Below are 24,975 nucleotides of genomic sequence, written 5' to 3'. Positions count from 1 at the left end.
TGGCGGCCGCGTTATCCTGGCGCAACTGCATAACCGCATAGGGGTGCTCATCGGGCTTGTGTTGGTTAGTTAAGCCCACCGGTTTCATGGGGCCGTGACGAAGAGTCTCCGGCCCACGGACAGCCATCACTTCAATGGGCAAGCAGCCTTCAAAATAGGGCGTGTCACGCTCCCAATCATGGAAGGGCATGGTATCGCTCTCGATAAGAGAGTTGATAAATTGCGTGTAGTCCTGCTGACTCAAAGGACAGTTTATGTAATCTGCACCGTCTCCATCGATGGTTGATTTGTCATAACGTGATTGCATCCAACAAACATTCATGTTCAGACTATCCTGATACACAACCGGTGCTATAGCATCAAAAAAAGCCAGTTGCTCAGAACCCGTCAGAGTCCGGAGAGTATTACTTAAAGCCGGAGACGTAAGCGGACCGGTAGCAACAATAATTTGCAATTCTGTGACCTCTTGCCCAACGGGTAGATGCATGACTTCTTCACGGTTAATAGTGATAAGAGGATTGTCCTCCAGCGCTTTTGTTATGGTTTGAGAAAACCCTATGCGATCAACTGCCAAAGCGCTGCCGGCGGGTAGACGGTTCTGATCTGCTGCACGCATGATAAGAGAGTCCGCTAAACGCATCTCTTCGTGGAGGACTCCTATGGCATTGGCGGAGGCATCGTCAGAGCGGAAAGAATTGGAGCAAACCAACTCAGCGCAATCGCCGGTTTGATGAACATCGGTTTGGCGATGAGGGCGCATTTCATGAATCATAACCGGGGTATCTGCTTTGGCCAGTTGCCAGGCAGATTCAGAACCGGCCAGACCACCACCAATGACATGGACATAATCAGGGGAGAATGTAGAGACGGTCATGTCACTATTTTTTTGCCACTTTTTTAGATGTTTTTATTGCGGCTTTTTTGACAGTTTTTTTGGCAGGTTTTTTGGTGGTAGATCGCTTAGCCGTTTTTTTGGTAGTGAGGCGTTTGGGCAAAGAGCGTTTGAGAAAAACACCGGTGTGACTCGTTTTATGAGCTGCCGCGATAGCTTCAGGCGTACCGGTGGCTACAATCTCACCACCGCCATCGCCTCCCTCTGGCCCTAAATCAATAATCCAGTCAGCTGTTTTGATAACCTCCAGATTATGCTCAATGACAATAACCGTATTGCCGGCATCCACCAGCTCGTGCAAAACCTGCAGAAGTTTTGCTACATCATGAAAATGCAGTCCGGTGGTAGGTTCGTCCAGAAGATAAAGTGTTCGTCCTGTAGCACGGCGGGATAACTCGCGAGCTAATTTAACCCGCTGTGCCTCCCCCCCTGAAAGGGTTGTAGCTTGTTGCCCTACCTTAATATAATCCAATCCAACCCGCCGGAGGGTTTCCATTTTTTCTCTGATGGCCGGGGCAAATTTAAAAAATATCGCCGCTTCCTCGACAGTCATATCCAGAACATCAGCAATGGATTTATCTTTATATTTTATCTCCAGAGTTTCGCGGTTGTAACGTTTTCCACCACATACGTCACACTCAACGTAGATATCCGGTAGAAAATGCATTTCAATTTTAATCATGCCGCCACCCTGGCAATTCTCGCACCGTCCGCCTTTTACGTTGAACGAAAACCGGCCAGGTTTATAGCCACGCCCGCGGGATTCAGGCAAATTGGCAAACCAGTCTCTGATAGGAGTAAACGCCCCGGTGTAGGTAGCCGGATTAGAACGGGGTGTTCGCCCGATGGGCGATTGGTCAATATCAATAATTTTGTCTAAATGCTTTAAACCATCGATGCGCCCATAAGGGGCAGGGTTTTCTCGTGTTCCCATCAGCAGACGGGAAAGAGCACGATAAAGCGTGTCAATCAAAAGCGTAGACTTTCCACTGCCGGAGACTCCCGTTACACAGGTAAAAACACCGAGGGGTATGGTCGCGGTAACAGATTTCAAATTATTACCGGTAGCGCCAGCGAGTTTTAGGGTAGATTTTTTGTCAAATCCACGACGAACCTCCGGCACCGGAATAGCAAGCTTGCCGGTTAGATATTGCCCGGTGAGGCTTTGTTTACTTTTGCAGATAGCATCCGGTGCTCCTTCGGCGACAATTTTGCCTCCATGAATGCCCGCGCCCGGGCCTATATCCACCACATGGTCGGCCTCCCGAATAGCATCCTCGTCATGTTCCACCACGATGACAGTGTTACCGAGATTGCGTAACCGTTGCAGAGTTTTAAGAAGGCGGGCGTTGTCTCGTTGATGGAGACCGATGGATGGTTCATCCAGCACATACAGCACTCCCGTTAAGCCGGAACCTATTTGTGAGGCAAGACGAATACGCTGAGATTCCCCTCCTGACAGGGTGCCGGAGTTACGGGATAGTGTTAAATAATCCAGCCCCACGTCGTTGAGAAACTTTAGCCGCTCCTGTATCTCTTTAAGGATGCGTCCTGCAATGCGGTTTTGTCGGGTATCAAGATGTTGTGGGAGGCGGGTAAACCATTGGTTGGCCTCCTGTATAGACATTCTGGAGACATCCCCGATGTGAAGATCGTTAAGTTTGACTGCCAACGCTTCCGGCTTGAGGCGAAAACCCTGACAGGTTTCACAATCTCTGACGGATTGATACTTTTCGATTTCCTCACGTGTCCATGACGCCACACGGCTGCCTTTGTCATTGGCGCAAGCCTCCCGGTAACGGCGCTCCAGAGAGGGAATAACGCCCTCAAAAGCCCGCCTTCTGGTGTAAGATCGCCGCCCATTGTCATAAGAAAACCGCAAAGATTCGCCGTTGCTGCCGTAAAGCACAATTTTTTTCACTTTAGAAGGCACCTTTCCCCATGGCATATCAGGCTTAACGCCGTAATGCACGGCAACGCTTTCCAGAGTTTGTCGGTAGTAGGGAGATGTCCCACGTGACCAGGGCACAATTGCTCCCTCATTAAGAGGCTGCTTGTTATCAGAAATTACTAAATCGGGATCTATCAGAAACTGTGTACCAAGGCCGTCACAGCTGGGGCAGGCGCCAAAAGGATTATTAAAAGAGAATAAACGTGGTTCAATCTCTTCAATGGTAAAGCCTGAAACAGGGCAGGCGAATCTGGAGGAAAAAATAAGCCGCTCGGTACCCCCTGAAGAGAATGAAGAGTCGGCCATTTCCGCAATGGCAAGGCCATCGGCTAACTGAAGGGTAGTCTCCAGAGAATCTGCCAGACGATTACCCATAGATTCCCGCATCACGAGGCGGTCCACCACGACTTCTAAATCATGCTTGAATTTTTTGTCTAAAGCCGGAGAATCTTCAAGTTCGTAAAACTCTCCATCAATTTTGATGCGCTGGAATCCGCGTTTGAGCAGTTCAGCTATCTCCTTGCGATATTCACCCTTGCGGCCACGAATGATGGGAGCCAGCAAATAAAATCTGGTGCCATCGGGCAGATCTTTAAGGCGGTCTACCATTTCAGTAACGCTCTGGCTGGCAATAGGTAATCCGGTGGTCGGCGAATAGGGCACGCCAATGCGGGCAAACAGAAGGCGCATATAATCGTAGATCTCTGTGACTGTACCAACCGTTGAGCGGGGATTACGAGAGGTGGTTTTCTGCTCAATGGAAATAGCAGGGGAGAGGCCGTCAATCTGGTCAACATCCGGCTTCTGCATCATCTGTAAAAACTGACGGGCATAAGCCGAGAGGCTTTCCACATAGCGTCTCTGGCCTTCGGCATAAATTGTGTCAAAGGCCAGAGAGGATTTTCCGGAACCGGAAAGCCCTGTCACCACCACCAGTTGATCGCGGGGTAGGGTCAGAGAGATATTACGAAGATTATGCTCCCGGGCCCCTGTGATGTGGATAGATCGACCGGAGGAATGTTTCATGGGTAAGAGTAGTCTATAGGGGAGGGATACGGATAAAATGTTTACACTGGCGGCAGCCGGAGTACAACAGGCAGAGCATAATATGGTTTGTAAAAAAAGTGGCGTGTGGTAAACAAAGGGGGGAGAGTGTAAGGAGTATCACCATGGCAGGTAGCGTAAACAAGGTTATTTTGGTTGGTAATTTAGGAGCCGATCCGGAAGTAAGGCATACTCAGGATGGCCGTCCGATTTGCAATCTTCGCGTTGCGACGAGCGAATCCTGGAAAGATCGCAACACAGGTGAACGCCGGGAGCGTACCGAGTGGCATCGCGTGGTTATCTTCACTGAAGGGTTGGCGCGTATCGCAGAGCAATATCTTCATAAGGGTTCTAAAGTTTATCTTGAGGGTCAGCTACAGACTCGTAAGTGGCAGGATCAGTCAGGACAAGACCGCTACTCGACAGAGGTTGTGCTACAGGGATTTAATGCCACTATGACCATGTTGGACAGCCGTAGCGGAGGGGGTGGCGAGCGTAGTGAGTCGCCAAATTATGGTGCGTCCGGACAAGATTCATCCGGTGGAGGGACCTCCTATGACATGGATGACGAAATACCGTTTTAAGGTACGTTTAGGCATTTGTAAGTTCTTGTTTTAATTGGTTTTTTTGACCCGAAATAAAGCGCTCCCGATTGCAAAAAAACCTTGTTAGTGCTATGATAATCATCGGTAAAATGGCCGGTGAAACAGGATAATTGAGTTAAGAGATGCTACTGCTGTGATGCCCTGAGAGGGGCATCCTTGGTGGCGGTTTTGGGGCACTTATTGAGCGATTCAGATAATAATTCAGAGGATCTTCCACCTGAGGATAACGGGTCGGAGAATGAGCCGGATGGCGAGGCGCATGATATTGGAGAAGCTTTTGCGCCCGTAACCATTGAAGGGGAGATGCAGCGCTCATATCTTGACTATGCCATGAGCGTTATCGTGGCTCGCGCCTTGCCGGATGTTCGGGATGGGTTAAAGCCGGTTCATCGGCGGATTCTGTTCTCCATGCATGAGAACGGATATGAATGGAACAAGCCCTATCGTAAATCGGCACGTGTTGTGGGCGATGTTATGGGTAAATATCACCCCCATGGAGATCAGTCTATCTATGATGCGCTGGTACGTATGGCGCAGGATTTTTCCATGCGTTTACCGTTGCTGGACGGGCAGGGTAATTTCGGGTCTGTGGATGGCGATCCACCTGCTGCCATGCGGTATACGGAAGTCCGTTTAACTCAGGTCGCCGATACGCTGTTGGGGGATCTAGATAAAAACACCGTTGATTTTCAGGACAATTATGACAGTTCTGAAAGCGAGCCCTGTGTGCTTCCCGCTTTGTTTCCTAATTTACTCGTTAATGGTGCAGGAGGCATTGCCGTTGGTATGGCTACCAATGTACCGCCCCATAATCCGGGTGAGGTGATTGCTGCTTGTATAGCCCTTGTGGACAACCCTGATATTACCATTGATGAGTTGATAAAAATCATCCCTGGGCCGGATTTTCCAACCCATGGGATTATTTTAGGTCAGGCAGGATGCCGCTCCATGTATCAGACAGGGCGGGGCAGTATTGTGGTACGGGGTAAGGTCGCTATTGAGGAAGTGCGTAAAGACCGCATGGCCCTTGTTATCACGGAGATTCCCTATCAGGTGAACAAAGCGAACATGATTGAAAAAATTGCCCAGCTGGTACGCGACAAACGCATGGAGGGAGTGTCCGATTTGCGTGATGAGTCTGACCGGCAGGGGATGCGGGTTGTAGTGGAACTCAAAAGAGATGCCGTGCCGGATGTAGTGTTAAACCAGTTATACCGCTATTCTCCTCTGCAAAGCAGTTTTGGGGCCAATACGCTGGCATTGAATCAGGGCAAACCCGAACTGATGAACCTTAAGCAATTATTGCAGGCCTTTACTCAATTCAGAGAGGAGGTTGTCACCCGCCGGACGCGGTATGCATTAGGGCGTGCGCGAGACAGGGCGCATATTCTTGTGGGACTGGCTATTGCGGTTGCCAATATTGATGAAGTGGTGATGCTTATTCGGCAAGCAAAAGACCCCGCTACGGCCCGTCAAACTTTAATGGAGAAACATTGGCCTGCGCGCGATGTGGCATCTTTGATGGCCTTGATTGCAGACTCACGTCACACTATTGCGGATGATGATACCTGCCAACTGTCAGAAACGCAGGCGCGGGCTATTTTGGAGTTACGTTTGCAACGCTTGACGGCTCTGGGGCGTGATGAAATTGGTGATGAGTTAAAAACTCTCAAAGACACCATTGAAGATTATCTTGATATTTTGGGTAAGAGAAAGCGCATATTGGATATTATTCGCTCAGAACTTACCTCTGTTGTCGAGCGGTTTAGCACACCGCGGCGTACTATGATTGAGGAAGCAGATTTTGATGTTGAAGATGAAGACTTAATCCAGAGCGAAGATATGGTTGTCACCGTAAGCCATCAGGGTTACATCAAACGGGTACCGCTTTCTACGTACAGAGCACAAAAACGTGGTGGCAAAGGGCGCTCCGGTATGTCTATTCGCTCTGAAGATTTCGTTACGCGCCTGTTTGTCGCTAATACTCACACGCCGGTTTTGTTCTTTTCTTCACACGGTATGGTTTACAGGCTGAAAGTATGGCGCTTGCCGCGAGGCTCGCCCCAGTCCCGCGGTAAGGCCATGATAAATATTCTTCCCCTTCGGCAAGGCGAGTTGATTACGTCCGTGATGCCCCTGCCTGATGATGAAAACAGTTGGGAGAAATTTGATATTAGCTTTGCAACCCGTAGCGGTAATGTGCGGCGTAATAAGCTCTCGGATTTCATCAACATCAACCGGGGTGGTAAGATTGCCATGAAGCCCGGAGAAAACGATGCCATCATCGCCGTTCAACTCTGTGCTCCGCATCAGGATATTTTACTGACCTCGGCTCAGGGGCGGTGTGTGCGGTTTTCTGTTGATAATTTGCGTGTCTTCTCCAGCCGCTCTTCAACGGGGGTGCGGGGTATTCGTCTTAAGGAGGGAGATCATGTGATAAGCATGTCCGTTCTTAACCATGTTAAGGCCGATGCTGCAGAACGCGCCGCCTATTTGCGTCAGGCCAGTCTCATGCGCCGTGTCACGGATGGTGAAGGAGATGAAGAGGTAGCATCCTCTGGCGATGATATGGAGACCGGTAATGAAGAGGTAACTCTTTCGCCGGAGCGTTATGCGGAATTGGGAGCTTATGAGCAATTTATTTTGACCATAAGTGAAAACGGATTTGGCAAGCGGTCGTCATCTTTTGAGTACCGGACATCCGGTCGTGGTGGAAAGGGCATTATTGCCATGACGGGGGCTGAGCGTAACGGTGCACTGGTGGCATCCTTTCCGGTAGAGGAGCAGGACCAAATTATGATGGTAACCAACACCGGCCGCCTCATCCGGTGTCCTATCAACGGTGTACGCATTGCTGGGCGCAATACTATGGGGGTGACAGTTTTACGGGCCTCTGATGATGAGCGTGTTGTAGCAGTTGATCATATCAGTGATATATCTGATGATAATCTTGTGGGAACCGGCAACGATAACCCCGAAGAACCGGAGGAAGAGACCTCATGACCCGCATAGCCATTTATCCGGGGACGTTTGACCCTGTAACAAACGGGCATATGGATATTATACAACGTTGTTGCCGTTTAACGGATAAGCTGGTGGTAGCCGTCGCGGTCAATGATGATAAAAACCCTTTGTTTAATTTAGAAGAGCGCATGGCTATGGTTGAAAGCGAAGCTAAAGCTTTGAAGACCCGCCATGGAGCCGAGGTGGTCGTGCGATCATTTCATGGTCTGTTAGTTAATTTAGCGCGTGAAGAAAATGCCACTATGATTATACGGGGCTTGCGGGGTTCGGTAGATTATGAATATGAAGCGCAAATGACAGCCATGAACCACGTCATGCTGCCTGATGTAGAGACAGTTTTTCTGGCGGCATCGCAGGAGGCGGGGTTTATATCCTCAACGCTGGTAAAGCAGATTGCCCGTTTGGATGGTGATGCCAGTCTTTTTGTCTCCCCCCGGGTTTTTAAAAAAATAAGCAACAAACTTGCTGACGCTTAGAATAGGAGACAGCATTATGACCTTAAAAACTATGTTCCCAAAAATTACGTCTTTGATCCTGCTTGGCGCAGTGGTGTTGTGGACGCCTGCTATAGCCGCGCCGGATGAGAAAAATATGATTTATCTGGATTTAAAAGATGGCCGCGTCGTCATTGAACTTTTAGAAGACAAAGCGCCGGAACATGTAAAGCGCATTAAACAGTTAGCCCATGAAGGGTTCTATGACGGTATTGTATTTCATCGGGTGATTGACGGTTTTATGGCTCAGACGGGCGACCCGACGGGCACCGGAATGGGCGGTTCTACCTATCCTGACTTAAAAGCGGAGTTTAACGATGAGAGTTTTACCAGAGGTACTATCGGTATGGCGCGCTCGTCTAATCCCGATAGTGCCAACAGTCAGTTTTTCATTGTATTCGGAGATGCCGGTTTTCTGGATAGTCAGTACACTCTCTGGGGCCGCGTCATTGAGGGGATGGAGCATGTTGATGCTATTAAACGTGGCGAGCCCCCGTCCGACCCTGACACCATCATCCGTATGCAGGTAGTAGCCGACGCCGACTCATAATCTATTGCGGGGTGTTCTTACGCCATGCATATTGATATGCCTGATGGTGAGACGTTTGATGATGAAGCGCTTGATATTGAGGCGTTTGATTTTGACTTACCAAAGGAAGCCGTTGCTTTGCGTCCGGCCATTCCCCGGGATGCCGCCCGGCTTTTAGTAGCAGGGTCTGATGGAGAATCACCTATTGACAGTACAATCCGTGACTTGCCGGATTTCTTAAATGCCGGTGATGTTTTGGTGGTCAATAATACGCGGGTGTTGCCCGTACAACTCAAGACCACACGCTGGCGGTATGGAGTAAGTGCTTCTGTCAATCTGACCCTTTATGAGCGTATAGATGATGCCGGCTGGCGCGCTTTTGCCAAGCCTGCGCGGCGTTTGAGCATTGGTGATAATCTTGAGTTTAGTGATAGGCTGACAGCACAGGTTTTGTCTTGCCGGAAGGGGGGCGAAGTAGTTTTAGAGTTTAACATTGCAGGTGATGCTCTGGATGATGCACTGGGAGATTGCGGAGCCATGCCGTTACCGCCCTATATTACGGCGCGCCGTGCCAGTGACGAACGTGATTTTCAGGATTATCAAACCCTGTTTGCTGAAGAGCCGGGTGCTGTTGCGGCTCCTACCGCCGGCTTGCACTTCACCCCCTCTCTTGTGAAGCGGCTGGAGACAAAAAATATAAAGATTCACTCTTTAACTCTTCATGTGGGCCCGGGGACATTTCGACCGGTGGCGGTATCAAACCTGAATGATCATAAGATGCACGGAGAATGGGGCTCATTGTCAGAAGAAACCGCAACGGCCATTACTCGGGCCCGTGCCCGTGGAGGACGGGTGGTCGCGGTAGGAACGACATCTTTTCGTTTGCTGGAAAGCGCAGCGCTGGAAAATGGCGACCTCCGGCCTTTTGAGGGCTGGACGTCTCTTTTTGTGAAGCCGGGTTACCGCACCAGAGTCGTAGACAGCCTTTTGACTAATTTTCACATGCCGCGTTCTACTTTGTTTGTATTGGTCAGTGCTTTTGCAGGCTGCAGCCGGATGAAGCGTTTATATGAGCATGCGGTGAAGAGCGGTTACCGGTTTTATTCTTATGGAGATGCGTGTTTGTTATCTCCTAAGACGGTTTGATAAACGCGCTATGAGCGGCTTTTCTTTTGAGATAAAGGCACGGGAAGGGGCTGCCCGAACCGGTGTTGTGTCCACACCACGGGGCATGGTGCGTACACCGGCCTTTATGCCGGTTGGCACGCAGGGCAGCGTTAAGGGGCTGTATTCTTCCCAGCTACGGGAGTGCGGTGTTGATATGATCTTGGCCAATACATATCACCTTGTGTTGCGCCCGGGTGCCGGGCAGCTGGCGGCCATGGGAGGGTTACATCGCTTTATGAAATGGCCTCATCCTGTTTTGACGGATTCCGGCGGTTATCAGGTCATGTCTCTTGCTAAATTGAGAAAGCTGGATGAGGAGGGCGTTACATTTCACTCTCATATTGACGGTGCATGCCACCGCTTGACACCGGAGAGTGCCGTTGAGGCGCAATGCCTGTTTGGCTCTGACATTATAATGGTACTGGATGAATGTACGCCCTTTCCGGCGAGCAGGCAGGAGGCTGCTTTATCTATGCGCCGCTCTATGGTTTGGGCCGGGCAATCCCGCCGTTATTTTGATAGCGCCCCCCATCGTCAGGAGGGACAGGCGCTGTTTGGTATTGTGCAGGGCGGAGTTTATGACAGCCTGCGGGCTGAATCCGTAGAGCGGTTGACGGCAACAGGGTTTGACGGTTATGCCATCGGCGGTCTTGCCGTAGGCGAGGGGCAGGAGATCATGTTGCAGGTGTTGGATGGCGTATGCCCGTTGTTGACCGAAAAGGCTCCCCGTTATTTGATGGGGGTGGGCACGCCGGATGATATTGTGCAGGCCGTTTGGCGCGGCATTGACATGTTTGATTGCGTCATGCCTACCCGTGCGGGACGTCATGGTCAGGCGTTCACCGGAGAGGGGCGGATTAACTTACGCAATGCCTGCTATGCCGATGACATGCGTCCTTTAGATGAGAGCAGTTCATGTCCGGCGGCACGTGATTATAGCCGGGCTTATCTTCATCATTTGATGAAATCCGGTGAATTACTGGGCGCCATGGTGTTGAGCTGGAATAATGTGGCTTTTTATCAAAAACTCATGGCAGATATACGCGCAGCAATTGCCGAAAGCCGCTTTAAGCGGTTCGTAGAAAGCGGCGCTGGCCGTTTGTTTTCGGCCAAAGTATCAGGAGGCTAGATTAATGTAGAGTAAAGCGTATCGGCAGTGATTTAGGACCGGAAACAAAACTTGCGGCCACACGGGTCATGGGGCCGGTCATCTCGACACTTTCCAGACGTTTTATGAGTTCCTCCCACAAAATACGCATTTCCAACCGCGCCAGATGTTGTCCCAGACAAACATGGACGCCATATCCTAAGGCCAGATGCCGGTTGGGCTTACGGGTAATATCAAACTCGAAAGGGTTGTCATAGGCGTCTTCATCACGGCAGGCCGAGGCAAAACTGGACATCATCCAGTCACCTTCTTTAAGGGTAACACCACGGAGTTCACTATCCTGAGTGGCTGAGCGCATGAAATGCTTGACCGGTGTTTCCCAGCGAATGCTTTCTTCCACAAAGGCTGCGAGCAGATCCGGGTTTTCTTTAAGTTGAGAGAGCATCTCAGGTTGCTGACAGAGCGCCCACATACCGGCACTGGTAGAATTAGATGTCGTATCATGGCCTGCCGTGGCCGTAATGACGTAATAGCCGAAAGTTTCAAGCTCGTTCATATATTCGCCGTCAATTTTTCCGTTGGCGAAAACACTGGCGAGATCATCTTGCGGGTTCTTACGGCGGCTTTCGTTGATGTCATTAAAATAGGCGAAAGCATCCATAGCCGCCTTGGTCAGAGCGGCGTTACGTTCCTCCTGATTTTTGTAGCCCATATCTTCATCCGTTAACGAGAAAATATTCTGCGTGAGATTCAACATGAACTCTTCACCTTCGTCGGGCACACCGAGTATGTCCATAATGACACGCAGGGGATAATAGAGTGCAATATCTTTGGCAAAATCACACTCGCCGCCGGTCTCTTCAAATGCCCTGAGAGTTTGTTGAGCACGTCGGCGAATGCGGGGTTCCAGATTACGCAGTGAACGCGGTCCAAACCAGTCGGCGGTTAAATCGCGAAGGACGGTATGCCGGGGGGGATCTATCTGAACCAGAGTGAGAAACCGGTGCGGAGTTCCGATTTCTTCAATGGTTGTGCGTACGGTTCTGGCATCGGCCAGAACCGTCATACGGTCACCGGCATGAAAGAGATCACTGCTTTTTTCAACGTGTTGGACATCGTCAAATTTGCTGATGAGCCAAAACGGGTCAAACCCTTCGGCCTCCACGAGGGCGACAGGGGCATTTTTTCGGATCTCGGCAAAAGCCTCGTGAATCTGGTCAAAGTCGGCATACGCGGCGGGGTTGACGATGGTGTTGCTGAGTTCCTGAGAAATCTTCATGGGGTATCTCCTTTGCAATGCGGGCGGGTTTTATCCGCGTCGTGCGACGTAAAGGCAGGAGGCAATGATAACACCTGCGCCGACCCAAGTTTGCCAGTGTGGAGCCTCATTGAAAAGGAAAAATCCTATAAGAGCCGCCCAGATGAGCTGGGTATAGTTGAGAGGCGCCAGACGTGCTGCGGGGGCTCCGGCGTAGGAAAGGGTTGTGAGAGACCAGAAACTGACCCCGAACAGTCCGGCCAGCAAGAACCACGGGTAAATCCCCTCCGTTGTGGCGGCGGGGAGAATAAAGAATACCGGCAACACATAAAGGGCGGGCAGGGTATTGGCAAAAAAGGCAATGGCGGCGGAATCCTCCGAGCGTGAGCGGTAGCGCAACAACACCACGGAGACGGAATAACACAATGACGAAAACAAAGGAGCCAGATAACCGAGAACGTCATGAGTAGCATTTTCATCAAACAACCGTGCCTCTCCGATAATAATTAACAGAGCGCCTAAGAACCCGACAAAAGTTGCGCCGATGACGATGGGTTTCATGGGTTCTTTAAGGATAATCCGTGCCACCGGTGCAATCATCAGCACACCGGTGAAACTAAGCGCCGTAGCGGTTGCCAGAGGAATACGGCTTATGGCCCAGAAAAATGTAACGGCTGTTGTAATTTGAATCGCTCCCCGCAACAGATGAAACGGCACGGCATTCCAGCCCGGTAAGGTGGGCCGGAAGCATGCGTAAGCCAGCAGGGCTATGACGGCTCCCAGAGCATAGCGCCACGACGTAATGAGGATGATGCTCGCGCAAGCCGAAAGGCCTTTTACGGTGGCATTCATCAGGGCGCCGCACACAATGGCGATCATTCCGTAGAGGTAGGGGGAGAGGTTTGCCGAAGGGGCAACCGAAGATATCTTTGTATCCATTGTCTTATATTTTTTGTGGGGAGCTCTTACGGTTTGTTGCTAAGTTTAACGGTCAGGGGATAATTGAGAGCGTGACGGTAGGGGCTATGGACTTATACGGGGTTTCAGATATAACAGGATGCGTTTGGTGCGGGCCCGTAGCTCAGTTGGTAGAGCATCTGACTTTTAATCAGGGTGTCGCAGGTTCGAATCCTGCCGGGCTCACCATTGTTTACTGTTTTTGTTGACCGCAGTAAACAGCCGTTTTTTTAGGAAGTCTGCGTATCAAAAATCAACACGGGTGATTATTTACCTGTCAACGGCGGTGTGATAACATTTTGCAGAAAAAGTTTTTAGAGATAATCTCATCCAATGCTTTTATTTGCTAAAACATTTGTTGGAATCGGTTTTCAACTGGCTTTTTTCGCCGCTCTGATGTTTTTGCCTATCGGCACGACCGGCTGGCCGGCGGCTATAACCTGGCTGGCAGTTTATGCTTTTGTATCTGTTCTGTCAGCCATCTATCTTTTGGTTGTCCGTCCCGGCGCGATAGAAGCGCGTATGCGCGCTGGTCGGAAAAAGCAAACACCGGCCGATCGCCTCGCATTGGGTTTTATGGTTCTGGCACTCATGCTTCCAATCATTGTTGCGGCGCTTGATGTTTTTTTCTGGCAACTCTTACCTGACCCCGGCCCGCTGGTGCAGGCCATTGGCATGGTAATTTTCCTTACCGGTTTTCTGATCGTTTTACTGGCCATGTTGCATAATGAATTTGCCGCGCCAACGGTTCATATTCAGGAAGATGCAGGACATGTACTGGCTGATGGCGGCGTTTATGCCTATGTGCGCCACCCGATGTATGCCGGTTTTTTGGTTATCATGGTGGGTACGACATTATGGCTGGCGAGCTATGCTGCGACCGCATTGGCTACAATAATGATAATCGCCAGCACTATCTATCGCATTGGTATTGAAGAGGCGACCCTGAAAGAAGAACTGCCCGGCTATGGTGACTATATGAAACGGGTTAAGACGCGTTTCCTGCCGCTGATTTACTGATTACGCCGTTGAACGGTTGAGCGGCTCCTTCAACTGTTTTCCGGTGCGGATTGATCCGTGCTACATGCGTTTCAAGACTGATATTCGAGCCGTCCTGACAATCTTCAACATATTGTTCTGGTCTGTACATGTTTCGTATTCATATAGCCGGGGTCTTTATGCGTTTGGGACCAATGGCACTTATATCTAACTCAATGAAGCCTCACGGGCCTGTATCAGGAGTTGCCCTTCAAGACCGGCTTCCCGGAAAACCGCGATCTTACTGACTTCCGGAAGAGACGTAATCTCGGCAAAAGCCTGCCGTGAGGGATATTCAACCAATGCTACCATGTGCCATGCTTCCTCTACGGAGCCGATAACCATTTGATCAATGGTGCCGGTAAATATAAATCGTGCGCCACGTGACTCGACAATTTTGCGCATCCGCTCGCCATACATGCGATACGCTTCCACACCGGACATATCACCATGGGTGTCATCCTTATAGGCGGCACGCTCATTAAACCGGAGCAGGTTCACCATCACAATGGGCTCCTCGCTCTTATTGTCCAAAAGAGCCTTGATCTGATCCCGGGCGGGATATACCGCATTTTCAACTTTCATGAGGGTTCCTTCCTGCTTTGATTGCTGTGTTACGCTTCGTCCGCTTCTACGATCCGGGACTCGGCCAGAGCCGCCGCTTCCCATTCAACCCAGGCGGGGAGCGCCTTGATAGTAGCGGAATAAGCCGTAACGGCGGGATGCTTGGAGAGGGCGTATTTTTCAAGCCGGTTAACAACCGGCGCAAACATGGCATCGGCATTTGTGAACTCACCAAAAAGAAAGGGACCTCCGTAAGTATCCAGACAATCCTGCCATAGGGTTTCTATACGGGTTACGTCTCTTTGGACGGCTTTTGGATTATCCATTGCTGCCGGGCCTGTGTTTCGCCGCATGTTCATCGGACAAGCCGAGCGCAGGGCGTCAAAACCGCCGTGCATTTCGTGGGCTATGGCCCGGGCATGAGCACGTTCCTTTTCGGGTTGCGGCCACAGGGCGCGTTCGGGAAATTTCTCGGTCAGATATTCAAGGATTGCCAGAGACTCCCAAACCGCCACATCACCGTTGACCAACGCCGGTACTTTTCCCGTAGGCGAAAAATCATAAAACTTCGGGTTTCTGCCATTATCGTTAAAAGGTATAAGAAGCTCTTCAAAGTCAATTTCTTTAACCCGCATGGCTAGCCACGGACGAAACGACCATGAAGAATAATTCTTGTTGGCGATATAGAGTTTCATAAATGAAAGGCCGATGCCGGCTTAACCGTTATTGATAAAACGGTGAATAAGGTCTGCGATTTCCTTCGGCTTATCCTCCTGAAGAAAATGTCCTCCCTGAGTGATCGTCGTGTGAGGTTGCCCTTTAGCACCGGGAACTTTCTCCTGAAAGATTTTATCACCTCCGGCAGAAACCGGATCAGAGTCACTGAATGCGGTCAGCAACGGACGCTCAAAACTCTCCAGCACTTTCCATGCCTGTTTGTTTTCCGCAACGGAGTCGTGCTCCGGCGTTACGGGTACCAAAACGGGAAAGCGCCGTGCGCCCGCCATGTAAGAGGCGTCAGGATAGGGGGCATGATAGGCTGCTTTTTCGTCATCGGAGAGAGTGCGTACGGTTCCCCCTTGCAGAATATCGCCGATGGGCAGTTCGGGAACACTCTGGCTGAACTCGACCCATTGCTGAAAAGCGGGGGAAGAGCCTGTGCCGACGGGTAGCCCGGTATTGGCAACCACCACCCGCGCAAAGCGCTCCGGAAATGCCGTGACCAGCCGCAATCCGATGAGGCCGCCCCAGTCCTGCCCGAAGAATGTTATGTCCGTGAGGTTGAGGGCGGTGAGCCAGTCTGACATCCAGCGGACATGGTTTTCGTAAGTATAGTCGGTCAGCTCCGTTGGTTTATCGGAGCGTCCGAACCCCGCCAGATCAGGTGCTATGACCCGGTGCCCCTGAGCTACCAACGGCGGAATAATATGGCGGTACAAATAACACCATGACGGTTCGCCGTGCATCAGCAAAACCGGAGGAGCAGTTTGCGGCCCTTCATCCAGATAATGAATGCGTAATTCTACTCCCTCCCCGGCCGTGACGGTCTTATAGTGGGGAGCGAAATTATAGTCCGGCAGGCCGTTAAAGCGGTCGTCGGGGGTGCGTAAAACCTTCATGTCAGAGTTCCTCATGAGTGGCATCGTCAGTGATATCGTTAAAGTATTTTGGGACGGTAACATCAATGGCCCTACGTGAGAACCTCAGGGGGGTAAGGGCGGTTTTTTCTTGCAAAGGGGGAGAGATTAGTATAAACATCATTTTTAATGTGAAATCTCTATAACTACAGAAAAAATATGTTAATACTGAATATCCTATCCCTGTTGCGGAAACTACCGCGACGAAAAGCACATAACCGCCGGAAGTAAACCCTCTCAGGCTCCGTCCATGAAAGAGGCTCATCCATGAACCGGCTTGATCAGCTTGAAAGCCGTAGCATTTATATTTTCCGGGAGGCGTTCAACCGCATCGACCGGCTGGCGATGTTGTGGTCTTTGGGCAAAGACTCCAACGTCATGATATGGCTTGCGCGCAAGGCATTTTTTGGTCATGTGCCGTTTCCCGTTATGCATGTGGATACGGGACGCAAATTTCCGGAGATGTATGAGTTTAGGGATCAATACACAAAAGAGTGGGGTCTTGATCTGTTGCGTGAAGAATGCCCGCCGATTGAGGAAACCGACCCTGATTTACCCCCTGCCGCACGGTCGGCGGCACGTAAGACGGAAGGTCTTCGCCGGGCTTTGCAGGTGCATGGCTTTAACGCGTTGTTTGCAGGTATTCGCCGTGATGAGCAGGCCACCCGTGCCAAGGAACGTGTATTTAGCCCGCGAGGTGAGGGAGGCCAGTGGTTTTTCAAAGATCAGCCGCCGGAGTTTTGGGACCAATATAAGACGGATTTTCCTCCGGGCACTCATATACGTATTCATCCTCTGTTGCACTGGACGGAAACAGATATATGGGAATACACCCGCCGTGAAATGATCCCCACCATCAGTCTTTATTTTGCTAGGGACGGCAAACGCTACCGCTCGCTGGGAGATAAAGACATTACTTTTCCCGTGGCCAGTAATGCGGCCACTCTCAATGATATTATTGCAGAACTGAACACCACCACGGTTGCCGAGCGGTCCGGCCGTGCTATGGACCATGAAGCCGAAGATGCTTTTGAGCGGCTGCGTGCTGATGGTTATATGTAAAGGGCGGTGGTATGGATTCCGGTTCTCCCCACGTTGATACGTCCGCTGATCCGTTGTCTTCCGGCCGGGATTTAATGCGCATTGTGATTGTCGGTCATGTAGACCATGGCAAGTCCACTCTTATCGGGCGACTATTTCATGATACGGGCAGTCTGCCGGAGGGACGGTTTGAGTCCATTCAGGAGATGTGTCAACGCCGGGGTGTGCCGTTCGAATGGGCCTTTTTGATGGATGCCTTTCAGGCCGAGCGCGATCAGGGGATTACCATTGATACAAGTCAGATCTGGTTCAAGACGGCTCTGCGGGATTACACGATCATTGATGCACCGGGGCATAAGGAGTTTTTGAAAAACATGATAACCGGTGCGGCTCAATCCGACGGGGCGCTATTGGTTATTGATGCCGAGGAAGGCGTGCAGGAGCAATCCCGCCGCCATGGCTATTTACTGCATCTTATGGGCGTACGGCAGGTAGCGGTTGCCATCAATAAAATGGATGCGGTTGGTTACGCTCAGGAAGTTTTTGAAAAAGTTGAGGCCGACTATGGCGCTTATTTGCATTCTATCGGTATTGAGGCGTTGCACATGATTCCCGTTTCCGCACGGGAGGGAGACAATGTTGCTGAGAAATCTAAAGCCATGCCCTGGTATAAGGGGCCGACGGTTTTGGAAGTGCTTGATAATTATGTTTTGCCTGCTCCGCCGGTAGCACAACCCTTAAGGCTGCCGGTGCAGGATGTTTATAAGTTTGATAAACGCCGCATCATCGCGGGCCGTATTGAATCCGGACGTATACGGGTGGGGGACAGGGTTTTATTTTCTCCGTCTAACAAAACGGCTTGTGTAAAAACCATAGAGGCGTGGTCTGCGCGTCAGGATGCGGTGTTGCCTCAGGAGGCCGGTGCAGGGGAGTCGGTAGGAATTACCCTTGACGAGCAAATTTTTGTTGAGCGCGGGGAGTTAATTAGCGAAGAGACACAGCCGCCTCCGGAGACGGACGTATTTTGCGCGCGCCTGTTTTGGTTAGGAGAGACTCCTCTTACCGTCGGGCGGGAATACCGCCTCAGGATCGGGCCACTTGAGGTGGGGGTCAGTGTTCAGAGCATTGACAGAATTATTGATACGGATGATTTATCTCTGAAAGACGGAACGCAGGTCGTCCGTAATCAGGTCGCAGAGGTTGTATTGCGCACACGGCGCATTGTCGCTCTTGACGAGTTTGGCGATAATGCTTCAACGGGGCGGTTTGTTCTTGTTGACGGATATGACATTGCAGGCGGTGGTATCATCTCTATGGAGGGGTATGCTGACCAGCGTGAATTGATAACCCGGCGCTATACTAACATTCAGCGCGTGCCTCATGCGGTTTCCGTTGAAGAGCGTATCCGCAGACAGGGTCACGAAGGGGGCGTGTTATGGTTTACGGGATATTCCGGAGCGGGTAAATCTACATTGGCGGTTCAGCTGGAGCGGCGTCTTTTCGATCTGGGCTTTCAGATCTATGCCCTTGACGGGGATAATGTGCGCCACGGCCTGAATGCCAATCTGAGTTTTTCTCCGGAAGACCGTTCGGAGAACATTCGCCGTGTCGGAGAGGTGGCCGCCTTGTTTGCCCGTGCCGGTATCCTGACGGTTACGGCATTTATCTCGCCATACCGCTCAGACAGGGATAGGGCGCGGGAGGCTGCGGGAAAAAGTTTTCGGGAGGTTTATATCCGCGCCGACCTTGAGACCTGTGCCGAACGTGACCCTAAAGGGTTATACCGCAAGGCTCATGCCGGAGAGATTAGTGACTTCACCGGCGTATCGGCACCTTATGAAGAACCGCAATCACCGGACTTGATTATTGATACGGCCCGACATTCCGTTGAGGAGTGTCTGGATGAGTTGGTGGCTTATGTGGAAGAAAATTTCCGCCTGCAAAAGACCATAGGTGATAAGACTGGCTAGGTATTTTATCTAAAAAGCAACAATAAGATACAATATGTGACTTTTACGGCTCATAGGCTCGTGGCACTATAAACACAGGCTTGGCGATTCTACCCGTTAAGCTTCGGGGATTTTTAGGAGCCATTTTGGGAAGCCGTTATGGAACGTACCGTCACATTTATCGTTCTTGCGGGTGGGCGCGCCAGCCGCATGAAGACGAACACCCCAAAATCTATGCATGCCGTTGCGGGTAAGCCCATGCTGGGGTGCATATTGGATATGGCAAGCGCTATAACAACGAACTCTGTAAAGGGTGGGGTGCCTGATGTGCGCTCCGTGGTGGTTATGGACCCCAACGCTCAACCGGTTATTGATTATGTTCAACGGGACTACCCGGAGGCCGCCGTGGTGTATCAAAAGGAACCGCGGGGAACGGGTGAGGCTATCGCGTGTGCCTTGCCGGTGTTGGCAGATCAGATAACCGATGATGTGCTGATTGTATTCGGGGATACGCCTTTAATAAGAGAGCAGGCCATCATGTCTCTTATAGAGGCTCGCGACAAGGGCGCTCATGTTGCGGTTTTGGGGTTTGACCCTGAGGAACCGTCGGCCTATGGACGGCTGGTTACGGACGGGTCGGGTCAGCTGGTGCGCATTGTAGAAGCCCGTGATGCCAATAAAGAAGAACAGGCCATTACGTTGTGCAATGGGGGAGCCATGGCCGTGTCGGGAGAGCATCTGGCATCCCTCATAAAGCGGTTGTCTAATGATAACGCTCAGGGGGAGTATTATTTAACGGAGATTGTATCCCTTGCCCATCAGGACGGGTTGTCGTGCCGGGTCGTGGAGGCTCATGAAGAAGATGCCCTCGGGGTTAATGACCGGGCCGGTTTGGCAAAGGTGGAGGCCATCATGCAAAACCGCTTGCGGGCAAGAGCCCTTGCGGCAGGGGTAACCCTGGAAGCACCGGAAAGTGTGAAACTATGCTGTGATACGGTGCTGGAGGCCGATGTCATAATAGAACCTCATGTTGTGTTCGGTCCGGGCGTCAGGGTCGGGGCGGGAGTGCATATTCGCTCGTTTAGCCATATTGAAGGGGCGGTGATTGAGGCCGGTGCGCAGATTGGACCTTTTGCGCGCGTCAGGCCCGGCTCTCATGTTGCTTCAGGAGCGAAACTCGGCAATTTCGTCGAGGTCAAGAACGCCCAAATTGAAACGGGTGCCAAAATCAGTCATTTAAGTTATGTGGGAGATGCCCGTGTCGGGGCTAACGCAAACATAGGCGCGGGAGTTATTACGTGTAATTATGACGGCGTGAACAAACATCATACTGACATAGGTGAAGGGGCTTTTATCGGCTCCAACAGCGCTCTTGTAGCCCCTGTGTCCATAGGAAAAGATGCCTACATAGCCTCCGGCAGCACTATCACCAACAATGTTGATGAAGATGATCTGGCCATTGCCCGCACACGCCAATCCAACAAGAAGGGGCTGGCGGGGCGGTATAAAAAAACACCGGAAAGCAAAAAGTAATGTGCGGCATTGTCGGCATTGCCAGCGAGGAGCCCGTAGCGCGGACGATTACGGAAGCGTTAAAGCGTCTTGAATACCGCGGATATGATTCCGCCGGTGTGGCCACTCTGATTAACGGTACGATTGAACGCCGCCGCGTCAAGGGCAAACTGGATGGATTGGTGGGTTCTCTTAATGAGTCGCCCCTGCCGGGCGAAACGGGTATCGGGCATACGCGCTGGGCAACACACGGGGCGCCCAGTGCTGAAAACGCCCACCCTCATTCCACCGGTGATGTGGCGATCGTCCATAATGGCATTATTGAGAATTATCGCGCCCTGCGTGACAGGCTAACGGATCATGGCATGCGTTTTGAAACGCCGACGGATTCAGAAGTCATCGCCGTTCTGGCCACATATTATTACAGGGATCAGGGGCTTGCTCCCCCCGAGGTGATAGAGCGGGTGTTGGGTGATCTTCAGGGCGCATTTTCTATCGCAATGATTTTTAAAGGCCATGAGGGAATGGTTATGGGGGCGCGGGTCGGTTCCCCTCTGGTGGTGGGTTTTGGTGAGGGTGAAACCTATTTGGCCTCCGATACCATTGCACTCACCGGTTTGACCAATCGTGTGACCTATCTGGAAGAAGGGGACAGGGTAATTTTAGAGGGCGGTACGGTCACGTTTCATGATCATAAGGGCAAGCGGGTTTCCCGCGCCCCTCAAACTCTTGTGCTGTCGTCAACACTTGCAGACAAGGGCAATCACCGTCATTTCATGGCGAAAGAAATTTATGAGCAGCCGGAAGCCGTCACACACACCCTTGCACAGTTCATAGACTATGAAACCAACAGAATTGAATTGCCCGGTGATGTGCCGTTTGATTTTGCCTCCGTATCCAAACTCACCATGGTGGCATGCGGAACAGCCTATCTTGCCGCATTAGTGGCCCGCGACTGGTTTGAGCGGCTGGCACGTATTCCGGTAGAGGTCGACATTGCCTCCGAGTTTCGCTACCGCGAACCAATAATGCCGGTACAAAAAGAGCAGAAGGGTCAGGGGGGCATTGCGTTATTTATCTCACAGTCCGGCGAGACGGCGGATACGTTAGCGGCTTTGCGTTATTGCCGGGAGCAAGGGCAAAAAACGGCAGCGATTATTAACGCTACTAACTCGTCCATGGCCCGTGACGCCGATTATATCTTTCCTACCTTGGCGGGTCCGGAGATTGGAGTGGCATCGACCAAGGCGTTTACATGTCAGCTGGGGGTTCTGGCCGCCTTGGCGGTAGCGGCGGCCCGCATCCGTGGCACCATAGATGAAGAGGAGGAGCGGGTTATGGCGGAAGAACTCGTCGCCATTCCTCATCAGATTGCCGATTGCCTGACGTTAAGCGGAGTAATTGAAGGGCACGCCCATAGCCTTAGTGCAGCGTATAGTGTCTTTTATATAGGTCGTGGGATCTGTTGGCCTTTGGCTCTTGAGGGTGCGCTTAAGCTGAAAGAAACTTCTTATATTCATGCGGAAGGCTACGCAGCCGGAGAGTTAAAACACGGCCCCATAGCCCTGATTGATGAACACGTTCCCACGGTGGCCATTGCGCCTTCCACAATGTTGTTTGAAAAGACGCTTTCTAATATGCAGGAGATTCATGCACGGGGCGGCCGCCTGTTCGTGCTGACGGATGAAAAGGGAGCCGGCGTCGTAGCGGATATTGCCGATGGCATAATAAAGCTCCCTGAAGCAGGTCTGTTGGCAATGCCTATATTATACACTATCCCCATTCAGCTGTTGGCGTATCATGCGGCGGTTGCCAGAGGCACGGATGTTGACCAGCCCCGCAATCTGGCTAAGTCTGTTACGGTTGAATAGGTTCAAAAAATGATTTGTATTAAGACAGATATTCCCAAAGAAATCTGTGAAATCGATGATGAATTAAAAGCTATTTACCATTCAAAAGACACTATTTGTATTTGGATCTTCAAAACCCGGGAGGATAGAAATAATTTCATGAATGAAACTGCTGGCATGAAAAAAGACGACAGAGAAGTCCACTTTCTAAAAAGCTATTCAATATGATGACTAAGGGGTCAGAAATGAGAATATGAAAAAAATATATTTAATTATTACACTAATTTTGATCGTGGGAGCCCTGACGATAGGGTACAACTATTGGATAAATACACCCGAATATAGTTTGTTGCAGATTCAAAAATCTATTGAAAACAAAGACAGATATCTTTTTGAAAAACATGTTGATACGGAAAACATCATTGAAGGAGTGATTGCAGATATCACAGAAGTATTTTTGGAAGAAATAAATGAAGAGGCCAATACCGATACTTCATTTTTTGATACAGAGGTGCTTGCTCAGGGTTTGGTTGTACTTTTAAAGCCTGTTATTGCAAGCGCAATAATTGAAGGTTTTGATGAGTTTTGGGAGAAAAACATTGAAAGAATACCATCAGGCCATGAGAGTGGAACAACATCATCAGGTGATAACACGGATTTTCTAAAAACTATTGCCGGTTCTGCTGAAATGACTTACTTAAACAAAAACGGAAATATGGCAAGAGTTGGTTTTGAGTTAACAAATTCTGATACAAGTGAAAAAACACTATTAGAGTTAAAGTTAATAAAAACTGAGAATTATTGGAAAATATCGGAAATATCTAACCTTCAGGAATTGCTACGCGGAGAAAAAGATAATATTAGAGATTTGATTGATATTGATGGTTGATTCATTCAATTAACCCCAAATCTTTCAAGATCCGCAGAAAAAGTGCCTATTGGAAATTTTATACGGAATTGTTTCGTATATGCCTGAAGACGTTGAAGAAAAGAAAGAAATTAAAAAGGGTAAAGATCCATACTTGAATATGGATTTATGGGAATTCGCTATAATGGCAACACTATTGGTTGTTCTTTTCCCATGGTCGTTACTTTTTTGCGTTGTATTTTTTGGATGGATAGAAACTAAAAATATTCTGCTTGCGTTAATTGATGATCTGATCAGGACCATTTTCGGGATTTTTGCGACACTGTTGATTGTTGTAAGTTCAAGTATAGCGATTTTTATAATGATTGAGTATTTCTCAAACTAAAGTGCGTCCGCTTGAGTTTGGTCAAGTAGAAGGAGAAAACGCTCTTATTATAGAACTTGCAATAATCGGATTCCTGCTCATCGTTACACTCGTCTGGTTTTCTCTGGTAATGGCAGCGACACTCGCGATTCTTATCCCTATTACAATAGGTATAGTAATAATCATTGTTATGCTTGTTCTTCTCGGATAATAGAATCTTTTTTGTTGGAAATTATATATTTGACGATCTTTAATCGTATAATTCTTCTGGTCTTATTCGTTCACAATAGGTAGTGATCTCGCTTCATTTTTTGCATCTTCCCTCATGCGACTTAGTCTCATTGAGAAGGGATGATGTTTATTATAATCAATATTCAAAGGAGGGGATAATTCTGTCAAGATCTCACCCTTTATATTCCCCAGCGCATTATGTTCCACCCAACACACAAAAGCGTGGTCTTCCATCCAGTCGTTTAGCCACTCTTCGTCTTCGCGTGTAAATCTTATTCTTTCCTTTACACGCCTGAGAGATAAAGACAGGAGAAGACCCATACTAAGCCTCAATGTTGAGATTGATGCATTGCCTCTAAAATGGTTGGATACCACTCTTGTTCGAAGATTACCACTTATACCAATATACAAAAGTGTCTTACTATCTTTTACATGGCATCCCTCAACGGGAACTTCGGGGGGAATATCCTGAAAATAGAATGCGCAGAAACCCCCTCTTTCCAGTACGGGGCAGGGTTTAGAAAGTACCTCTGAGCGAGAGTATAGTTTTTCCGGATTAATTATGCTTGAAATAACAGAATTTGTATCCATCATTTTCCTAATCGTTCTACGGTAAACCTAACAGTCTATTTCTGCGTATGAGTCCGAATACATCGTGGCGCTGCAGTAGCTTTGTATAAGTTGGAGTTCTTCACCCGAACATTCCAGTTCACCTGTCTTTACATGCACTCCCGGAAAGTGCGCCTCACACTTCCGTTCAATTGTGCGGAACTTTGAATCCGAACACTCTATATGTCCGTAGTTGTCACGAAACCGGTGAACTTCACACCTATGGGATATTTCGGATAGCGTGAATTGTTCACCATCTACAATAATCTTTTTATTCTCCGTT

Annotated in this window: 21 protein-coding genes and 1 tRNA gene; 14 read left to right on the top strand and 8 right to left on the bottom strand. The window is 49.9% G+C overall.

Annotated elements, in window-relative coordinates; genetic code table 11:
* Positions 1-874 (bottom strand): methylenetetrahydrofolate--tRNA-(uracil(54)-C(5))-methyltransferase (FADH(2)-oxidizing) TrmFO (trmFO, locus tag V6Z81_07340; GenBank protein MEG9862300.1); only part of this gene is annotated, 874 nt, incomplete at its 3' end.
* Between the two features lie 4 nt (positions 875-878).
* Positions 879-3,869 carry an excinuclease ABC subunit UvrA gene (gene uvrA / locus V6Z81_07335; protein MEG9862299.1) on the bottom strand — a complete coding sequence of 997 codons (2,991 nt, stop codon included), beginning with the start codon at positions 3,867-3,869 and terminating at the stop codon, positions 879-881.
* Positions 3,870-4,012: 143 nt separating this feature from the next.
* On the opposite strand from uvrA, the gene V6Z81_07330 reads away from it, so the two are divergent.
* From V6Z81_07330 to tgt, 6 genes are all read left to right on the top strand, one after another.
* Complete coding sequence (locus tag V6Z81_07330; protein MEG9862298.1) at positions 4,013-4,471, top strand: single-stranded DNA-binding protein; 459 nt, start codon at positions 4,013-4,015, stop codon at positions 4,469-4,471.
* A gap of 201 nt (positions 4,472-4,672) precedes the next feature.
* The gene (gene gyrA / locus V6Z81_07325) at positions 4,673-7,495 is read left to right on the top strand and encodes a DNA gyrase subunit A (protein MEG9862297.1); all 2,823 of its coding nucleotides are present in this window, start codon (positions 4,673-4,675) and stop codon (positions 7,493-7,495) included.
* Positions 7,492-7,992, top strand: a complete 501-nt coding sequence (coaD, locus tag V6Z81_07320) for a pantetheine-phosphate adenylyltransferase (protein MEG9862296.1) — start codon at positions 7,492-7,494, stop codon at positions 7,990-7,992. The genes gyrA and coaD overlap by 4 nt, the downstream gene beginning before the upstream one ends.
* 16 nt (positions 7,993-8,008) lie before the next feature.
* Entirely contained in the window at positions 8,009-8,560 is a 552-nt protein-coding gene (locus tag V6Z81_07315; protein ID MEG9862295.1) for a peptidylprolyl isomerase, read from the top strand.
* 24 nt (positions 8,561-8,584) lie between these two features.
* Positions 8,585-9,685 carry a tRNA preQ1(34) S-adenosylmethionine ribosyltransferase-isomerase QueA gene (queA, locus tag V6Z81_07310; GenBank protein MEG9862294.1) on the top strand — a complete coding sequence of 367 codons (1,101 nt, stop codon included), beginning with the start codon at positions 8,585-8,587 and terminating at the stop codon, positions 9,683-9,685.
* Between the two features lie 10 nt (positions 9,686-9,695).
* Positions 9,696-10,835: a tRNA guanosine(34) transglycosylase Tgt gene (gene tgt, locus V6Z81_07305; protein MEG9862293.1), complete on the top strand. Its 1,140-nt coding sequence runs from the start codon at positions 9,696-9,698 to the stop codon at positions 10,833-10,835.
* Between the two features lies 1 nt (position 10,836).
* On the opposite strand, the gene V6Z81_07300 is transcribed toward tgt, so the two are convergent.
* Positions 10,837-12,093: a cytochrome P450 gene (locus V6Z81_07300; GenBank protein ID MEG9862292.1), complete on the bottom strand. Its 1,257-nt coding sequence runs from the start codon at positions 12,091-12,093 to the stop codon at positions 10,837-10,839.
* Positions 12,094-12,123: 30 nt separating this feature from the next.
* Positions 12,124-13,011, bottom strand: a complete 888-nt coding sequence (locus V6Z81_07295; GenBank protein MEG9862291.1) for a DMT family transporter — start codon at positions 13,009-13,011, stop codon at positions 12,124-12,126.
* A 131-nt stretch (positions 13,012-13,142) separates the two neighbouring features.
* On the opposite strand from V6Z81_07295, the gene V6Z81_07290 reads away from it, so the two are divergent.
* Positions 13,143-13,218: transfer RNA gene (locus tag V6Z81_07290), tRNA-Lys, on the top strand.
* A gap of 144 nt (positions 13,219-13,362) precedes the next feature.
* Entirely contained in the window at positions 13,363-14,049 is a 687-nt protein-coding gene (locus V6Z81_07285) for an isoprenylcysteine carboxylmethyltransferase family protein (protein MEG9862290.1), read from the top strand.
* A 186-nt stretch (positions 14,050-14,235) separates the two neighbouring features.
* On the opposite strand, the gene V6Z81_07280 is transcribed toward V6Z81_07285, so the two are convergent.
* The 3 genes from V6Z81_07280 to V6Z81_07270 are packed head-to-tail and all read right to left on the bottom strand — an operon-like array spanning position 14,236 to position 16,250.
* Positions 14,236-14,652 (bottom strand): hypothetical protein, encoded by a 417-nt coding sequence (locus tag V6Z81_07280; protein MEG9862289.1) that lies wholly within the window; start codon positions 14,650-14,652, stop codon positions 14,236-14,238.
* A 29-nt stretch (positions 14,653-14,681) separates the two neighbouring features.
* Positions 14,682-15,326: a glutathione S-transferase family protein gene (locus tag V6Z81_07275; GenBank protein ID MEG9862288.1), complete on the bottom strand. Its 645-nt coding sequence runs from the start codon at positions 15,324-15,326 to the stop codon at positions 14,682-14,684.
* Between the two features lie 21 nt (positions 15,327-15,347).
* The gene (locus V6Z81_07270) at positions 15,348-16,250 is read right to left on the bottom strand and encodes a haloalkane dehalogenase (GenBank protein ID MEG9862287.1); all 903 of its coding nucleotides are present in this window, start codon (positions 16,248-16,250) and stop codon (positions 15,348-15,350) included.
* Positions 16,251-16,535: 285 nt separating this feature from the next.
* Here V6Z81_07270 and cysD point away from each other — a divergent pair, with 285 nt between their 5' ends.
* The 6 genes from cysD (at position 16,536) to V6Z81_07240 (ending at position 23,873) form a co-directional block, all read left to right on the top strand.
* Complete coding sequence (gene cysD, locus V6Z81_07265) at positions 16,536-17,330, top strand: sulfate adenylyltransferase subunit CysD (protein MEG9862286.1); 795 nt, start codon at positions 16,536-16,538, stop codon at positions 17,328-17,330.
* 11 nt (positions 17,331-17,341) lie between these two features.
* Positions 17,342-19,279, top strand: coding sequence for an adenylyl-sulfate kinase (gene cysC / locus V6Z81_07260; protein MEG9862285.1), 1,938 nt, complete (start codon positions 17,342-17,344; stop codon positions 19,277-19,279).
* A gap of 138 nt (positions 19,280-19,417) precedes the next feature.
* Positions 19,418-20,791: a bifunctional UDP-N-acetylglucosamine diphosphorylase/glucosamine-1-phosphate N-acetyltransferase GlmU gene (glmU, locus tag V6Z81_07255; protein MEG9862284.1), complete on the top strand. Its 1,374-nt coding sequence runs from the start codon at positions 19,418-19,420 to the stop codon at positions 20,789-20,791.
* Entirely contained in the window at positions 20,791-22,641 is a 1,851-nt protein-coding gene (gene glmS, locus V6Z81_07250; GenBank protein ID MEG9862283.1) for a glutamine--fructose-6-phosphate transaminase (isomerizing), read from the top strand. Before glmU ends, glmS begins: the two co-directional genes overlap by 1 nt.
* A 232-nt stretch (positions 22,642-22,873) precedes the next feature.
* Positions 22,874-23,509, top strand: a complete 636-nt coding sequence (locus V6Z81_07245) for a hypothetical protein (GenBank protein MEG9862282.1) — start codon at positions 22,874-22,876, stop codon at positions 23,507-23,509.
* A 79-nt stretch (positions 23,510-23,588) separates the two neighbouring features.
* Complete coding sequence (locus V6Z81_07240; protein ID MEG9862281.1) at positions 23,589-23,873, top strand: hypothetical protein; 285 nt, start codon at positions 23,589-23,591, stop codon at positions 23,871-23,873.
* A gap of 252 nt (positions 23,874-24,125) precedes the next feature.
* On the opposite strand, the gene V6Z81_07235 is transcribed toward V6Z81_07240, so the two are convergent.
* Positions 24,126-24,677, bottom strand: a complete 552-nt coding sequence (locus V6Z81_07235) for a hypothetical protein (GenBank protein MEG9862280.1) — start codon at positions 24,675-24,677, stop codon at positions 24,126-24,128.
* Positions 24,678-24,975: the final 298 nt, after the last annotated feature.

The organism is Parvularculales bacterium (assembly GCA_036881865.1).
Lineage (GTDB): Bacteria > Pseudomonadota > Alphaproteobacteria > JAPOUT01 > JBAJNM01 > JBAJNM01.
Note: the sequence above shows the minus strand (reverse complement) of the source record. Positions and strands in the feature narration are given on the sequence as shown.

Bases quoted from the DNA above. Each gene is read 5' to 3' on its own strand.
- V6Z81_07235 (MEG9862280.1), bottom strand. From the start codon at position 24,677: ATGATGGATACAAATTCTGTTATTTCAAGCATAATTAATCCGGAAAAA.
- coaD (MEG9862296.1), top strand. From the start codon at position 7,492: ATGACCCGCATAGCCATTTATCCGGGGACGTTTGACCCTGTAACAAAC.
- V6Z81_07300 (MEG9862292.1), bottom strand. From the start codon at position 12,093: ATGAAGATTTCTCAGGAACTCAGCAACACCATCGTCAACCCCGCCGCG.
- cysD (MEG9862286.1), top strand. From the start codon at position 16,536: ATGAACCGGCTTGATCAGCTTGAAAGCCGTAGCATTTATATTTTCCGG.
- tgt (MEG9862293.1), top strand. From the start codon at position 9,696: ATGAGCGGCTTTTCTTTTGAGATAAAGGCACGGGAAGGGGCTGCCCGA.
- queA (MEG9862294.1), top strand. From the start codon at position 8,585: ATGCATATTGATATGCCTGATGGTGAGACGTTTGATGATGAAGCGCTT.
- cysC (MEG9862285.1), top strand. From the start codon at position 17,342: ATGGATTCCGGTTCTCCCCACGTTGATACGTCCGCTGATCCGTTGTCT.
- V6Z81_07240 (MEG9862281.1), top strand. From the start codon at position 23,589: ATGCCTGAAGACGTTGAAGAAAAGAAAGAAATTAAAAAGGGTAAAGAT.
- V6Z81_07280 (MEG9862289.1), bottom strand. From the start codon at position 14,652: ATGAAAGTTGAAAATGCGGTATATCCCGCCCGGGATCAGATCAAGGCT.
- V6Z81_07330 (MEG9862298.1), top strand. From the start codon at position 4,013: ATGGCAGGTAGCGTAAACAAGGTTATTTTGGTTGGTAATTTAGGAGCC.
- V6Z81_07270 (MEG9862287.1), bottom strand. From the start codon at position 16,250: ATGAAGGTTTTACGCACCCCCGACGACCGCTTTAACGGCCTGCCGGAC.
- V6Z81_07295 (MEG9862291.1), bottom strand. From the start codon at position 13,011: ATGGATACAAAGATATCTTCGGTTGCCCCTTCGGCAAACCTCTCCCCC.
- V6Z81_07285 (MEG9862290.1), top strand. From the start codon at position 13,363: ATGCTTTTATTTGCTAAAACATTTGTTGGAATCGGTTTTCAACTGGCT.
- V6Z81_07245 (MEG9862282.1), top strand. From the start codon at position 22,874: ATGAAAAAAATATATTTAATTATTACACTAATTTTGATCGTGGGAGCC.
- V6Z81_07275 (MEG9862288.1), bottom strand. From the start codon at position 15,326: ATGAAACTCTATATCGCCAACAAGAATTATTCTTCATGGTCGTTTCGT.
- V6Z81_07315 (MEG9862295.1), top strand. From the start codon at position 8,009: ATGACCTTAAAAACTATGTTCCCAAAAATTACGTCTTTGATCCTGCTT.
- uvrA (MEG9862299.1), bottom strand. From the start codon at position 3,869: ATGAAACATTCCTCCGGTCGATCTATCCACATCACAGGGGCCCGGGAG.
- glmS (MEG9862283.1), top strand. From the start codon at position 20,791: ATGTGCGGCATTGTCGGCATTGCCAGCGAGGAGCCCGTAGCGCGGACG.
- glmU (MEG9862284.1), top strand. From the start codon at position 19,418: ATGGAACGTACCGTCACATTTATCGTTCTTGCGGGTGGGCGCGCCAGC.